The organism is Pseudoalteromonas luteoviolacea (genome assembly GCF_001696455.1).
GTDB classification, from domain to species: Bacteria; Pseudomonadota; Gammaproteobacteria; order Enterobacterales; family Alteromonadaceae; genus Pseudoalteromonas; species Pseudoalteromonas luteoviolacea_C.
The window spans coordinates 589,817-604,998 of the sequence record NZ_MAUJ01000001.1 but is presented as its reverse complement, the minus strand read 5'-3'; the positions used below and the strand labels follow the sequence as shown (position 1 = coordinate 604,998).

The following is a 15,182-nucleotide window of genomic DNA, read 5'->3' as shown; positions in this document are numbered from 1 at the left end:
CAAAATCGCGTTAAGAGGGCATATTCCAGTTAAAGATTAAAACTGTACTAAATTCAACCGTTAAAATTAGAACAGCGCTTCAACTGGCATTAGTCAATGCGGCTAAAAAACCTTGGGAAAACTATGACAAAGAGAAAAATTCTCATTACAAGTGCATTACCGTATGCAAATGGCCCAACTCATTTAGGGCACTTATTAGAATATATTCAAACAGATGTTTGGTCGCGTTTCCAAAAAATGCGTGGCCATGAAGCATACTATGTGTGTGCAGACGACGCCCACGGTACACCGATAATGCTTAATGCTCAAAAGCAAGGCATTACACCTGAAGAAATGGTAAAAAATGTCAGTATAGAAAGGCAGCGCGACTTTGCTGACTTTAATATTGTGTTTGACAACTACCACAGTACTCATAGCGAAGAAAACAAAGCACTTAGCGAGCTGATTTATACCCGCCTAAATGATAAAGGGCACATTAAGAAGCGTACTATTTCACAGCTTTTCGATCCTGAAAAAAGCATCTTCTTACCTGATCGCTTTGTTACTGGTACTTGCCCTACTTGTAACGCTGAAGATCAAAACGGTGATAGCTGCGATGCATGTGGTGCAACTTATAGCCCAACTGAACTCAAAGATCCAAAATCTGCAATGTCTGGCGCAACACCTGTGTTGAAAGACTCTGAGCACTTCTTCTTCGACTTGCCAGCTTTTGAAGGTATGCTAAAAGAGTGGCTACACTCTGGAAGTCTTCAAGCTGAAATGGCGAACAAATTAGAAGAGTGGTTTGCCGAAGGCCTACAACAATGGGACATCAGCCGAGATGCACCTTACTTTGGTTTTGAGATCCCAGGCGCCCCTGGCAAGTACTTCTATGTCTGGCTCGATGCCCCTATTGGTTACATGGCTAGCTTTAAGAATTTATGCGATAAAAGCGGCATTGATTTTGACAGCTTCTGGGGTAAAGATTCTGACGCAGAGCTATATCATTTCATTGGTAAAGATATTATTTACTTCCACAGTCTATTCTGGCCAGCGATGCTAGAAGGCGCTGAGTTTAGAAAGCCAACAAACGTATTTGCGCACGGCTTTGTGACTGTAAATGGCGCTAAGATGTCCAAGTCAAAAGGTACCTTTATCAAGGCGAGAACCTACTTGGAACATTTAGATCCTGAGTACTTGCGCTATTATTACGCTGCAAAGCTCAATAGTGGTATTACTGACCTTGACCTTAATCTAGAAGACTTTGCTCAACGTGTAAACTCGGATCTAGTTGGTAAAGTGGTTAATATTGCTAGTCGCTGTGCAGGCTTCATCACTAAAAAGTTTGCAGGCAAACTGAGTGATGAAATTATGGACGAAGCGCTTTTAGCTGAGTTCAGTGCTGTGTCAGAAACTATCGCAACACACTATGAAAATCGCGAATACAGCAGAGCAATTCGCGAAATTATGACACTTGCAGATAAAGCGAACCAGTTTATTGATGCTGAGGCTCCTTGGGTGCTCATTAAAGATGAAGCGACACAAGAGCGTGCACACCAAGTATGTTCACTTGGCCTAAATATGTTCAAAGTTATCTTAACTTACTTGAAGCCTGTACTACCGGGTATGAGTGCCAATGTTGAGCAATTCTTGGCGACAGAATTACAATGGGAAACAGTAAGCGAACCATTGAAAGGTCATGAGATCAATAAGTTCAAAGCATTAATGCAACGTGTAGACTTAGATAAGGTAAACGCCATGGTAGATGCTTCAAAAGAAAGCTTAGAAGCAGCAAAGCCGGCATTAGATCCCAACAGCCCATTGGCTAAAGAGCCTATCGCAGACGAAATCGAATTTAATGATTTTGCTAAAGTAGACTTACGTGTAGCAAAAATCGCTAAAGCAGAACACGTTGAAGGAGCTGAAAAGCTACTTAAACTCACGCTAGATTTAGGCGGTGAAACTCGCCAAGTATTTGCAGGCATTAAATCAGCCTACGCACCTGAAGATATTGAAGGCAAGCTAACAGTTATGGTGGCAAACCTTAAACCACGTAAGATGCGTTTTGGTATGTCGGAAGGCATGGTACTGGCAGCAGGCCCAGGCGGAAAAGAAATCTACATCCTGAACCCTGATGAAGGTTCAGAGCCGGGTATGAGAGTAATGTAACGCTCACCGGTATATACAAAAAGCCACCTTACTGGTGGCTTTTTTACATTTCAAAGATGCGCGAACCCAAATTAGGAGCGTATGTCTTCTAAGCTTCTTTTACATCTATCGGACTTGTAGCTTTTACATAGGGAACCTTAATCTTCACCTCTAACCCTTTTTGGGGCTTTGACCAAGCAGATATTTCGCCTTTAAGCAATTGAGTCACTAAGTTGTAAACAATATGCATACCAAGCCCACACCCACCTTGACTTCTTTTGGTTGTCACAAACGGATCAAATAGCGTGCTAAGGCTGCTATCACTCATACCAATTCCATTATCCTTATACGTCAAAGACCAAAAACCCTCAAGTAGTTGCAAACTAACTTGAACACAACCCTCGTCTTGATGCTCAAAACCATGGATCATCGAGTTATTATAAAGATTCGTTAATATTTGATAGATAGCCCCTGGGTATGTATTTACATCAATGCGCTCATCACCATCAATCTTTAACGCAACGCTTTTCCCCTTCGCCAAAGGTGCCAAAGAACTAAACACATCCTCTACGTATTCTTTGACGTTTATATCTCTTTGCACCTCACTGGAGTGATCAACCGCAACCTGTTTAAAATTGCTAATAAGCTCTCGCGCTCTGTCTAGATTACGATTCATTAGCTGGTACCCTTCCCGCTGCTCTTTTATCGATTGCTCAAGCTCAGACTGTTTTAAGGTTTGATTCTCCAATTTAACAGAAATCTGTTTTAGGCTTTCTTCGTTGTATGAAATTGCGGTTATAGAAATCCCCAGCGGAGTATTTATTTCATGCGCAATGCCCGCAACAACATTGCCCAGCGACGCCATTTTCTCACTTTCAATCAATTCTTGCTGTGTTCGTTTTAATTCAATCATTGCTTGTTCAAGCTTTTGATTTTTCCGATACAACTCGTCTGTACGTACCGCCACTTTTATCTCAAGCTCTTCATTGAGAGACTGCAATGCATTTTGGTGGGCTTTTAATTCGGCTATATCTTTTAAAGCACCAGCTACACGCATCACCTTGCCGTGACTGTCACGGCTGACGACCTTGCCTCTTTCAAGTACCCATGTCCAATCACCATCCACTGTTTTAACACGTATTGCGATTTCATAGGTATCCTCGTCACCTTCTAAGCAGGCTTCAAGCTTTTCTTCCCACGTAACACAGTCTTTGGGATGGATAAAGTGCACCGCATCGCTGACCGCCATCCAAGACTTACAGTCACCATAATCAATTCGAGGCTTAACACTATGCCGATAGATTTTCCCAGTCTCTATATGCCAATCCCATAATTCGTCTTGACTCGCCCACAGCGACAACTCCAATCGCTCTTGCAATTCGTTCATAGTTTGATTGTCAGTGACAACTTGCTGGAAGCGTTTCTGTCTTTGTCTTATCCATAGGTAAAAAGCCAAGGTCAGCGTCAAAATATACGCCGCTTTGGTATAATTATCCCACCACCAAGGCGCTTGTATTTTTATATCAAACAAATGGGTTGGCGAGACTTGGTTGAACCGATTTATGGTATAGGTTTGAACTTGGTATTTGCCCGGATTGAGCTTTAGCAGATTAATTTGTCTGACACCATCCGCTAGCTTCAGCCATTTTTCACTCAGCCCTATAATACGGTAGTAAAAACGTAACCCTTCAGATCCATAATCCAGACTCGAATAATGCAGAGACAAAATGTCTTGATTGTGATTGAGGTCAATTCGTGTTGTTAGCTCTGGTGCAAGTTTAAGTTCATCATCCGTAGATGGATGCAATTCATTTCCCAATAACTCGATGCTAGACACCAACAATGGCCTGCTGGTTGGCGCGATTCTAATTTGTTTTGGGTAAAATTGGTTAAATCCTTTAGACCCACCAATAAACACCCGCCCATCGGGAGACAACCAACTGGCGTTATAGTTAAACTCATTGCCCTGCACACCATCCACAGGGAGAAAGTTATCAATTTTAAAATCATGAATATTAATTCTCGATAACCCACCACTCGTGCCAAGCCATACGTGGTCTTGTTCATCATAAATAAGCGCCCAAACAGCACCATTTGTCAGTCCTTCTGATTTTTTTATCACTTTTGTGACTGTAAAGTTGCTATTCACAATGGACACGCCTGACTCACTGCCAGCCCAAATACGACCATAGCTGTCCTCTTGGAGCATAAATACAATATCAGATACAAGCGACTCAGCAATTGTTAACTGCTCCAATACGCCTTCTTCGTACTTGAACAACCCATCCCCAATACTGCCGAAAACAAGCCCATCACCAAAAGGTAAAATAGATGACACGTGGTTCGGGGCATTGTCTAATTTGATAAATGATTCGAGCTGCTTTGAGGTCTCATTAAAATACAACAGCCCCATAGTCCGAGAGCTGACCAAAATTTTGCCTCTGTAAGATACGATGTCATTGAAGCTTAGCTCAGGACCTTTGCCTACGTCTGGAGCCAAATTCAGTAGCTCTCCACTTGTAAAGTCCAATCGAAATACACCAAGCCCTCTGGTGGCCAACCACAGAAAGTTATTTTCAATATGAAGCTTGGTTATAAATGCGTTCGAAAGTGGAGAAAGCCGTTTGTATTCAAGGTACGCAGCTTTAAACCCTTGACCATCGAAGAAGTACAAGCCTGAAGAAGTAGCCAGCCAAAGTCGGTCTTGCCTATCCAGTGCAAAGTTACGAATATCAGGCTCTTTCATGGGATTGTCAGGGAAGTTGTACTCACTCACATGTCCAAAATTTTCACTCAAACGGCTTATAAAGTGCAAACCTCCGGTTTCTGTACCAAACCAAAGGTCACTATTACTATCTTTGAGCACAGACATTATGCTGTTGTCTTGAAGCCCCAGCCCCTGCCCTTCGTGTTTGAACCAATGCTTCTTCAAGTTCCCTTTGAGATCAAACAAGTACACGCCATAGTTAGTACCTAAAAACAAGCTATCTGAAGAAATATGAATGTTGTTAAGTTCTAACCCTTTTCGCTCACTCACTTTACTGCGCCATAAGATGCGTTCATATAGGGTATCGTAACTAACTAGTTCGTTACTTTTAGACAGTAAAAACACCCTCTCGCCATTTAGGCGCATATGTTTGTAATCACCACTTAAAAGTTGAAAGCCTTGCCCTGATTGCGTATTAAACGCCATCAGGCCTTCTTCAGAAAGGTAGTAAATAAGCTCTTTATTTGTGACAACGTGGCTGATAAACCGCCCTTGTAGTTCTAAGGAGCTAGGCTCCAGCGTGACTTTATCAATCAAGTAAAACTTATTGTTTTCTGTTGAAACAGCAATATGGCTCCCAGTGCAACTGAGTGTTTTAACACGGTCCGAAGAAATGACATTGTAGTGCTCTTTGAGAAAGCTCTGGAACCGGCCGGTGACGGTATGATAGGCACTCAACCCTGTGCTCGTGCCAATCCAGACGGTTTCACCGCTATGGCAAAGACCCGTTATAAATGCCCCAGCAAGCTCATTCGGGTCTTGTTGTTTGCTGGTAAATTGTTTGAACTCATGGCCGTCAAAGCGGTTTAACCCCGCTTGCGTGCCAATCCAGATATACCCTAGCTGATCTTCAGCTAATGCCATAATCGTGATTTGACTAAGGCCTGATTCATAATCAAACCTGCGCATCACTTGGGAAGTATCGGTAAAGAGAGGCCCTGCAATAGAAGGGCTAACAAACCCTGCTAGCAAAATAGCTATCAATACCAACTTGCATGCCACATCTTTTGCAAGCAATTTTGTTATTACCGATAAGTGCAACTTAAACAGCATAAAATGCCACTTAGTATCGAAACTTACCAATAACTATAGCAAAAGCTACGTTTGGCGCTGTAAAGCTATGTATTTTAATTTAGATCGAAGTCACTCACTTCACCCGTACCATGGAGCAGTGCATAGCGTTTCAGTTTTCCCTTTTCCAATTCAACTAAACTAATCGCTGAATCTGAAACCAGATATCGTCCCTTCCCATAATCAGACTTATGTTTTGATACAGCTAACTGCCACCGCTTGGTAAATAAGTTAAAGGGACTCCAAGTTGCAAATAGCCAAGTATCAAGTTTCTCTAAAATATTCAAAAGGCCTTTGGGAAACTCATTCTTAATACCTGATGCGGTTAATTGCCATATTCGATTGTGATGGCGGCCAAAACGAGCTTGGACAGAGAAGCAGAATGAGTAATGTACGTCCCCAGAGAGTATTATGGTCTCTTTAGGCGTATCTTCGCGCTTAAAGATGGCTATGAGTTTTTTGGCTGCACCTTCATGGGCCATCCAGTTCTCAACATCGACAACTAAGGGTTCTCCACAACTGTTAAAAATCGCTTGAATCGTCTCTATCGCTTTTACACCAAATACAGGAGCGGGACTCACCAGCAATACACTTTCATGATTGATAAGTACATCTTGAAGCTCCATTAAACTCTCCCAGTCCATCAAGCCACTGGGTTCGTTGAAGTCCTGTTCGCTTCGCCAACGGTGAGTTCTAGTGTCCAAAACAACAACTTTCGGGTAGGTATCTAAGCAATAGTGCCATTGACCAAAACGGTTAATCGCTTTATCAAATCTCGAAAAGTCCCACTCACAACCTTGAAATGAGTGATTGAACTCGCTAAGAAGCGCAGCTGACTGCGTCAACGCATCATTACCGAGCCCTTGAAATAACCAATAGGCAATTAGGCCATTGGTCACTATGCGCTTACTCTCTTTGGAGTTTGCTATATTCTGTTCCCATTTGGGCGTAAGGTTCCAATCATCAGTGATATCATGATCATCAAACATCATTAAGGTCGAAATATTCGCCATTAACCTTTCAACACTGGGCAAAGTTGCTATAAAGTCCCGCAACGCTCGCTCTTCAGTTTCAAATTGCAATGCGTGCGGCTTACTTAAATACCCCTTATCAAATTCGAATGGTTTTACCAAAGACCAAGCAGCTGAGCTGAAATTTAAAATGTAAAAAGCAATAAACTCCTCAAAGCTGATTAAGTGGTTACCAGCTTTGACGCTAGAAAAGTGCGGCTCATCTTTTCTAGTCCAATACCCTAAGGTAAATTTACTTCGCTTTTCCCATGACTCTTTTGGTAAAAATTTATCTCTTACGTAAAGCTGCGACTCCAAACTATCCGGCAACGGTAAATCTAGTGGTTGCTCTTTATAGATACCAAGTAATGGGATCAGCTGGTATATCGCATTGAGCATTGGCCCAGCTACGTCATCGGCATAAACTTGGTCCCCAGACATCAACAGTAAACTAGCCCGTTGCTTATTTGCTTTGGTAAGTTGATAAAGGTGTTCATCTGCAACGGCCAAGCTATCTTTGCTAGGATGGTGAGGATTTCTGCATGAGCCATGTAATACGCTAGATAAATTTTTAGGCACTACTAATGAGGGAGTTGCCCCATAACTCAAATGGTTAGTCTCCAACTCTAAACCATCAATTGACACTTTATAAGGCAAAATCTCATCAGATGGAAACTCACCTTGTGACGGAGTCACATTCAGAAAAACCAAATATAATCGCTCACCTAAGCGAATGGTAGTCTGTTTGCTTTCCACACTTAAGGCTGCAACTGAAGCCGTCAGTGTAGTAAGTTTGGTTACTACAAATTGCAGACAAATATGTTCGGGCTCTGCTCTGCGGACCATCGGCCCGCTTAGTATTGTTGGGAGATTAACCTGAGGTAATGCCATTGGTTCTGTTTGCTAAACTAAATAGCTTGTAAAAGTTGTTTGTTGTCGCGTGCGCAAGTTCTTTGTATGACAGCCCTTTAAGATCTGCGATAAAATATGCAACATCTTGTACATATGCCGGCTGATTTGTTTTTCCCCTGTGAGGGACTGGCGCAAGATAAGGAGAGTCCGTTTCGATTAACAAGCGATCTAATGGAAGCTTTTTAACGACTTCTTGTAGCTCAACCGCATTTTTAAATGTAACAATCCCAGAAATAGAAATATAAAAACCCATATCAATGGCTTTTTTCGCCATTTCCCAATTTTCAGTGAAGCAATGTAAGACACCGCCACACTTTTCTGCATTATGCGCCTTCATAATATCGAGCGTGTCTTTTCGAGCATCTCTGGTATGAATAATAAGTGGCTTATTGAGTTCGTTGGCCACATCAATATGCCCAGCAAAACTATCTTGTTGTACTTTATGTGTGTCTTTAGAATAGTAATAGTCGAGACCCGTTTCACCAATTGCCACAACTCGCTCGTGTTGTCCCAGTTCAATTAGTTTAGCTTTATCGAGCGCATCTTCTTGGTTTAATGGATGAACACCACAAGATGCAGATACATCGTGAAATCCCTCTATCGCTTCAAGCATACTGGGAAACTGCTCAAGCGTGACACTAACACATAGAAAGTGCTCTACTTGCTTATCGCGGGCATTTTGTAAAATTTCTGGCAACTCGCTTTTGAGCTTAGCGAAATCTAAACGGTCTAAATGGCAGTGTGAATCTACAATCATTACTACTTCTTACATTGTATAGGTTGGTTTGTCATGGTTGAGCGCTGTGCCCAAAAGTTTCGCGATTTTATCGTTTAATAATTCAAATTCAGGGTCGAAGCTCACGCCAATTCCGGGAGGGTTAGAATTCTGAGCGCCTTGTGGTGTTATCCAGACGACCTTACCTTTAACCTCTTCCTCTTCTAACGCATCAGGCAACATAACCCGAAGAGAAACGGCAACCCCCATATCAAAACGTGTATTTGTTTTGATGAATAGGCCACCATTTTTCAGAAACGGCATATAACTTCGATATAGCTCGTCTTGATCTTCAATATCAACTAAAAGTTCTTGCACTGTAATTAATCCTGTTTCATTGCACTCTGAAGCCCAAACACTAAATTTGAAAGGCTTAAAGTCCTGTTTAGTCCCAACACATCATGGTGGTCAGACAAAAACTTCTCGATACTTGCTACACAGTGTTGGTACTGTATAAAGTTTAGTTGACCGTTCATCACCTGCTGCTTAGAAGCACTCATCAAAAAACGACAAAAAACATTTAAAAGGCTTGGATCTTTACTTAGGCTATTATCAAGTGCAGCGATATCCGAAATCCTAACAATATCATGCGCGACTTTCCACATGTTATCTACTTCGTCCAAACTACCATGCGTTAACCATCGTTGTAATAACAGAGGTTGGTCATAAAAGTTTTCAAGCCATGGATACAACGCAGTATTAATGCCCTGCTGTCCTACCCATGATTGGATTTGATGATTATCACTAATATTTACTTGTACTTTATTACAACGGCTTAAAATTGTCGCTTTAATTTTAGAAAGATCATCGCAAGTCATTAAAATATAGCGCTTAAGGGCTGGCTCCTCTAGCGTCTTAAGCAGCGCATTAGTTGCAGATTCTGTCATCTTTTCAATCTGCTCAATGACCACCACTTTGTTTCCGCCCTGTTGTGCTGAATGAAAAATAAATTCATTAAGCGCCCGAACCTCGTCAACCCCGATGCTGTTTTGCTCTGCAGACAAGATGAATAGATCGGGATGACTCTGAGCATTGAATAGATTGCAGCTCTTACATGTGCCGCATTGTCTCATCTCATCCTGCGTATTTACGCACAGTAATGCATTGGCCAGATTTGTCGCCAATGCGCTCTTCCCAATCCCTTCTAGCCCATACAACAACTGAGCGTGATGAAAGCGCGCCTGAGAAAAGCTCTCTTTTAATTGGTTTTGAAAGACCTGTAACCAAGGGTACATAATGTTAAACGGCCTTATCTAAATGGTGATAAATCATACTTTTTCAAGTAAATTGTTGACAGCATCAATACAGCGTTTTAATACTTCTTCTTTGGAGAAGCTTGCATCAATTACAGTAAAGATATCTGGCTCCGCCGCCGCTTGCGCCAAATACCCTTCTCTTGCACGACTCAGGAAATCTAATTTTTCGACTTCTAAACGATCCATTCCTTCACCGCGTTGTTGTACTCGCTCTAGACCGACTTGAGGATCCAAATCCAGAATGATATTTAGGTCTGGCTTAAAGCCACCTAATGCCAACTCATTGATGGTCTTTATCGTTGCTAAATCGATACCCCTCGCATAGTGTTGAAAACTAAATGTAGCCGCATCAAACCTGTCTGAAATGACAACTTTCCCAGCTTCCAATGCTGGTATAATTTTCTCTGCTACATGCTGTGCTCGAGCGGCACCGAATAGCATTAACTCGGTTATATCTGACATCTGAGGCGTAGAAGGGTCTAAGATCACTTCTCTAATTTTCTCGCCAATTTCAGTTCCACCCGGTTCGCGCGTTAAAACTACTTCGTACCCGTTTGATAGCAAATGGGCTTCAATGCCCTTAATTACTGTGGTTTTACCAGCACCATTGCTACCATCACAAACCAACATGAACCCTCTGCTCATTTTACACTCAAGCCTTATAATTATGGGTAAGATGGCGGTATATTAACGCCTTTTATGTATTTTATCAGTATCGCTAGAAACATTTGGCTACTATTCGCGCAATTAATCAATTAAATTCACGTTATTGCAACTTCTCACGTCCAAACTGGTTATAAAGTGTGCTTTTACTTTATTCGTAATCCCTTATGACAACGTAATCAGTTTGATTTAAGTCCTTATTTTGACTATTTGTCATTGAATTGTGTACGTATAGACCTTAGTATTGTTCAAAATAATAATACGAAATATTTAGCTTTGAGTACTTTTAGTCGATTTTTCTTGCTTGAAGAAGAACAAAGGCCCACCGTTAAGGTTCCAGCTTGGCGGTTAAGTGCGCTAAGAATTATCTTAGCAACGGGTTTAATATTATGCTTTGGCATTTTCCTCAACAGTTTACCCGCTGCTATCGACTATGATTTGAATTATGTGATTGCACTAACTGCGGGGTATACAACTAGCCTTGGTGGTTTACTATATTTAAGTAAACGCGCATTTTTCCTTACTGCCCATTTGTTATTGCTGAGCATTGTTTTAGCCAGCTTGTTTATCAACCTCTTTATTCCAAACATAGAGCTTGCTCACTTAGGCTCTATATTTATGTATATCACACCAATCATTGCGCTGATATTAATTGGGAAAAGAACGGCGACGCTCTATGCAGCTATCAATGTTTTACCTTTTCTGATGATAGTCAACAATGTGGACATTTCCATCATCCCAAAAAGCCAACGGATGCTTGTTGATGCACCGCTGCATATTCAATTATTGCTCTTTTTCTTTTTGAACTGTTGCATACCTTTGGCCGTTTGGAGAACAAGCTTAGCTGCAAACCGCCTCAATCAGCATATGCTCGAAAACAATACTTTGCTAAGTTCACAAAAACAGATATATCAACGTTTTTTCCAGAAGTCTTACAACGCTATTATTCTTGTCGACCCTCAATTTAATATCGTAGAAGCAAACGATAAGGCAAAAAGGTTACTTGGGATTCAAACGGCTCCACTGCCATTAAATTTGAGCCGGATCACACATGATGACATAACCTATCTGGTATCCGATAGCGACTTGCTAATGGACGTTGAAAAAACCTTTGCGGTGAATGAGCGATGTATTGGCGTCGCTGCTCAAGAACAACATTCAGAGAGCATTAAAGCTTGGTACTTAGAAGATGTGTCAGATCAACAACAAATGCAACATGACTTACTTGCATTGGATGTCGCCCATCAACAAGCAAAATACTTCGACAAAGCAACTAACTTGCCCAACAAAACCTGGCTCCTAGAACAGTTGCAAGTACATATAGACAGGGGGACTCCGTTTGCTCTGCTTATTGCAGATAACCTGAATAAACATGTTCTTGATTACATGATTGATGGAGAGCAACATCGCACACTTTACGCGCGAATCAATCAACTCGTCGAGCAAGAACCTGATTTACTTGACCAAATTGCCTATATCGGCGCAGGCCGAATAGCTATTTTGGTTGAAACTCAAAGATCCTTAAGCGAAACTGCAAATCGCTGGCATAAGAACTTAGATTTTTGGCTAAAACTCGGCCAACATCAGTTTCATTCAAAATACGCTATTGGCATAGCGACTTACCCTGAGCACGGGTATGTGGCAGAAAGGCTTCTGAAAAATGCGCTACAAGCATGTGAATTAAGAGCTCCTGAGCAAATGGTGACAGTGTTTGACCAACTAACTCGCAGACAAACGCTGGCACGTCATGAAATGGCATTGCTGTTAGAGAAATCCATAGAGCTCGGTGAGCTCAAACTATACCTACAGAGCAAACACGATATAAATAAGAACATCATTGGCTACGAGTCGTTAGCTAGATGGCATAGTAACCTGTTAGGTTGGGTACCACCATCACAGTTTATACCGATAGCAGAAGAGTTTGGACTGGTCAGTAGTGTTACTCGAAATATGCTCACAATGGTTTGCGAGTTTTTAACACAAAACGCTTACATCGATGTACCCATTGCGATCAATATCAGCTCAAGGGACATCGCAGACCCCGAATTTGTTAACGACATCCAAAAAATTACTCAGTCATATGGAGTTTCTCCAGATTCAATTGAGCTCGAGTTAACAGAGTATAGCTTTGCGGATGATCATAACCAGACAATGGTTCGACTAGAAGCGCTTGGGTTTATTTTAAGTATTGATGACTTTGGTACTGGTTACTCAAACATTGCTCGCGTTTTAGAGTGCCCAATTAAACGCTTAAAACTAGATAGAAGTTTGCTCACGGATATCAATGATGTTAAAAAACAACATGCATTGCTACTAGGGTTGATTACCATTTGCGACAATATGCAAATATCACTACTTGCGGAAGGCGTAGAGACGCATGATGATTATGCCATGCTTTGCGCTCTTGGTATCAGAGAGTTTCAAGGATACTGGTTTAGTAAACCGTGCGCAGCTGAAGATTTAATTTTAAAACACAAATCTTCCAAAGCAGACGCTGCAACACTGTCATAAATCTATCACAAAAATAGTGTTAAATAACCGTGTCCAAATTAGTTTGGCATTTGAATTACCCCTTATTTATTAGCGCCTTGTTAAGGCGCATTTTTTATTTATACCGTGCAAAAAAACCCAGCATAGTAGCTGGGCTTATTGTTTGAAAGCTTTGACAGCAATTAGCCAAGCAGCTCACTCAGTTGTTGACTTACACTTTCAACTGCTTGTGTACCGTCAAGTCTATGATACTGAGTGTTACCTTCTTGTGCTTCTTTCTGGTAATAGTCAACTAAAGGTCTTGTTTGGTCGTGATAAATACCAAGACGCTTACGTACTGTCTCTTCAGTGTCATCTGCACGAATAATTAGATCTTCGCCTGTCTCATCATCTTTACCTTCAACCTTAGGTGGGTTGTAAACAACGTGGTAAACACGACCAGAACCCGGGTGTACACGACGGCCACCCATACGCTCAACGATGATTTCATCTGCAACATCAAACTCAATTACATGGTCGATGTTAATTGCATTCTCTTTCATTGCGTCTGCTTGAGGAATAGTGCGAGGGAAGCCATCTAATAGGAAACCTTTTTCACAATCAGGCTTTGCAATACGCTCTTTTACCAAGCCAATGATAATTTCGTCAGAAACCAGTTGTCCTGCATCCATTACTTTCTTGGCTTCTAAACCTAGTGGAGTGCCTTCACTGATCGCAGCGCGTAACATGTCGCCAGTAGAGATTTGTGGGATACCAAATTTTTCCATTAGAAATTGAGCTTGAGTGCCTTTACCAGCACCAGGCGCGCCTAAAAGGATAATGCGCATATTATGTTCCTCGATTCAGAGTTTACTGTATTTTAATTGTTTGGAATTTTTTCACATTGTGCCGTGATTCTCAAGTGACTTATACCAATTGATAATAGGTTTTCAGCTCGTTTGTACCGAAATCAATAAAAGGATAATTCCACTGTGCAATAAACAGGCTAAAGTTAAACTCAGTTTGAGTTTGTGTCATTGAAATTTATGAAGTTGCGAGAAACACGCAATAAAAAAACCCCGCTTTAGCGGGGTTTTTATAAAACACGTTTATTAAAGGAATGCACCTAATGCTTTAACCTGATCGAGCATTCGGTTTGAAAAGCCCCATTCATTGTCATACCAAGCCATTACTTTTACAAGCTTACCTTCAACTTTCGTTTGCGTTGCATCGAATACAGAAGATGCTGGGTTGTGGTTAAAGTCGATAGAAACCAAAGGAAGGGTGTTATACTCTAAAACACCGGCCATCGCACCTTCTGCTGCCGCTTTGACGATTTCATTCACTTCTTCAGCGGTTGTTTCTCGCTTAGCGACAAATGTTAAGTCTACAAGAGAAACATTCACGGTAGGAACACGAACAGCCATACCATCAAGCTTGCCCGCTAATTCAGGTAGAACCAGTCCAACTGCTTTCGCAGCCCCAGTTTTTGTCGGGATCATTGACTGAGTTGCACTACGCGCACGGTATAAATCTTTGTGATAAACATCACATAAGTTTTGGTCGTTAGTGAACGCGTGAATAGTCGTCATACTTCCCTGCTCGATACCCACTACATCATTCAGCGCTTTAGCAACTGGTGCTAGACAGTTAGTCGTACAAGAAGCATTCGAAATGATGTTGCTATCTGCAGATAGTACTTCACTGTTAACACCGTGAACTACCGTCGCATCTAAATCTGTGCCTGGTGCTGATACGATTACTTTCTTAGCACCTGCTTCAATGTGTTTAGCTGCTGCATCACGTGATGTGAAAATACCTGTACATTCAAGTACGATATCGACGTTTAGTGCTTTCCAAGGAAGGTTTGCAGGGTCACGCTCTTGCGTTAATGTAATCTCATCGTTGCCAATAACCAGTGTATTACCAGCCAAAGTTAGCTTTTCATTAAAGCGACCGTGAACAGAATCGAATTGCGTTAAATGTGCATTCGTTTCAGCAGGTGCTAAGTCGTTAATTGCAACAATTTTAATTTGTTCATTTTGACCTGATTCGTAAAGTGCGCGTAATACGTTGCGACCGATGCGGCCATAGCCATTAATTGCGATGTTAATCATGATTACATTCCCCTA

Annotated in this window: 10 protein-coding genes; 2 read left to right on the top strand and 8 right to left on the bottom strand. The window is 41.5% G+C overall.

Going from position 1 to position 15,182, the window contains the following annotated elements; genetic code table 11:
* Nucleotides 1-123: 123 nt before the first annotated feature.
* Complete coding sequence (gene metG, locus A7985_RS02605) at nucleotides 124-2,148, top strand: methionine--tRNA ligase (RefSeq protein WP_065788868.1); 2,025 nt, start codon at nucleotides 124-126, stop codon at nucleotides 2,146-2,148.
* Nucleotides 2,149-2,236: 88 nt separating this feature from the next.
* Here metG and A7985_RS02600 read toward each other — a convergent pair whose 3' ends face one another.
* The 6 genes from A7985_RS02600 to tmk form a co-directional block, all read right to left on the bottom strand.
* Nucleotides 2,237-5,947 carry a two-component regulator propeller domain-containing protein gene (locus tag A7985_RS02600; RefSeq protein WP_081310399.1) on the bottom strand — a complete coding sequence of 1,237 codons (3,711 nt, stop codon included), beginning with the start codon at nucleotides 5,945-5,947 and terminating at the stop codon, nucleotides 2,237-2,239.
* Between the two features lie 74 nt (nucleotides 5,948-6,021).
* Nucleotides 6,022-7,866 carry a metallophosphatase gene (locus A7985_RS02595; RefSeq protein ID WP_065788867.1) on the bottom strand — a complete coding sequence of 615 codons (1,845 nt, stop codon included), beginning with the start codon at nucleotides 7,864-7,866 and terminating at the stop codon, nucleotides 6,022-6,024.
* The gene (locus A7985_RS02590) at nucleotides 7,847-8,644 is read right to left on the bottom strand and encodes a TatD family hydrolase (protein ID WP_065788866.1); all 798 of its coding nucleotides are present in this window, start codon (nucleotides 8,642-8,644) and stop codon (nucleotides 7,847-7,849) included. The genes A7985_RS02595 and A7985_RS02590 overlap by 20 nt, the downstream gene beginning before the upstream one ends.
* 9 nt (nucleotides 8,645-8,653) lie before the next feature.
* Nucleotides 8,654-8,980, bottom strand: coding sequence for a PilZ domain-containing protein (locus tag A7985_RS02585; RefSeq protein WP_065788865.1), 327 nt, complete (start codon nucleotides 8,978-8,980; stop codon nucleotides 8,654-8,656).
* Nucleotides 8,981-8,985: 5 nt separating this feature from the next.
* Entirely contained in the window at nucleotides 8,986-9,897 is a 912-nt protein-coding gene (gene holB, locus A7985_RS02580; protein WP_065788864.1) for a DNA polymerase III subunit delta', read from the bottom strand.
* Between the two features lie 33 nt (nucleotides 9,898-9,930).
* Nucleotides 9,931-10,563 carry a dTMP kinase gene (gene tmk, locus A7985_RS02575; RefSeq protein WP_065788863.1) on the bottom strand — a complete coding sequence of 211 codons (633 nt, stop codon included), beginning with the start codon at nucleotides 10,561-10,563 and terminating at the stop codon, nucleotides 9,931-9,933.
* Nucleotides 10,564-10,857: 294 nt separating this feature from the next.
* Between tmk and A7985_RS02570 the strand changes: the two genes are divergently transcribed.
* Entirely contained in the window at nucleotides 10,858-13,092 is a 2,235-nt protein-coding gene (locus tag A7985_RS02570) for an EAL domain-containing protein (RefSeq protein WP_141685252.1), read from the top strand.
* Nucleotides 13,093-13,253: 161 nt separating this feature from the next.
* Here the strand turns inward: A7985_RS02570 and adk are convergent, their stop codons facing one another.
* Together adk and gap are read right to left on the bottom strand one after the other, a co-directional pair.
* Entirely contained in the window at nucleotides 13,254-13,898 is a 645-nt protein-coding gene (adk, locus tag A7985_RS02565; RefSeq protein WP_065788861.1) for an adenylate kinase, read from the bottom strand.
* A 264-nt stretch (nucleotides 13,899-14,162) separates the two neighbouring features.
* Nucleotides 14,163-15,167 (bottom strand): type I glyceraldehyde-3-phosphate dehydrogenase, encoded by a 1,005-nt coding sequence (gene gap / locus A7985_RS02560; RefSeq protein ID WP_065788860.1) that lies wholly within the window; start codon nucleotides 15,165-15,167, stop codon nucleotides 14,163-14,165.
* Nucleotides 15,168-15,182 lie beyond the last annotated feature (15 nt).

Bases quoted from the DNA above. Each gene is read 5' to 3' on its own strand.
- metG (WP_065788868.1), top strand. From the start codon at position 124: ATGACAAAGAGAAAAATTCTCATTACAAGTGCATTACCGTATGCAAAT.
- A7985_RS02600 (WP_081310399.1), bottom strand. From the start codon at position 5,947: ATGCTGTTTAAGTTGCACTTATCGGTAATAACAAAATTGCTTGCAAAA.
- A7985_RS02595 (WP_065788867.1), bottom strand. From the start codon at position 7,866: ATGGCATTACCTCAGGTTAATCTCCCAACAATACTAAGCGGGCCGATG.
- A7985_RS02590 (WP_065788866.1), bottom strand. From the start codon at position 8,644: ATGATTGTAGATTCACACTGCCATTTAGACCGTTTAGATTTCGCTAAG.
- holB (WP_065788864.1), bottom strand. From the start codon at position 9,897: ATGTACCCTTGGTTACAGGTCTTTCAAAACCAATTAAAAGAGAGCTTT.
- tmk (WP_065788863.1), bottom strand. From the start codon at position 10,563: ATGAGCAGAGGGTTCATGTTGGTTTGTGATGGTAGCAATGGTGCTGGT.
- adk (WP_065788861.1), bottom strand. From the start codon at position 13,898: ATGCGCATTATCCTTTTAGGCGCGCCTGGTGCTGGTAAAGGCACTCAA.
- gap (WP_065788860.1), bottom strand. From the start codon at position 15,167: ATGATTAACATCGCAATTAATGGCTATGGCCGCATCGGTCGCAACGTA.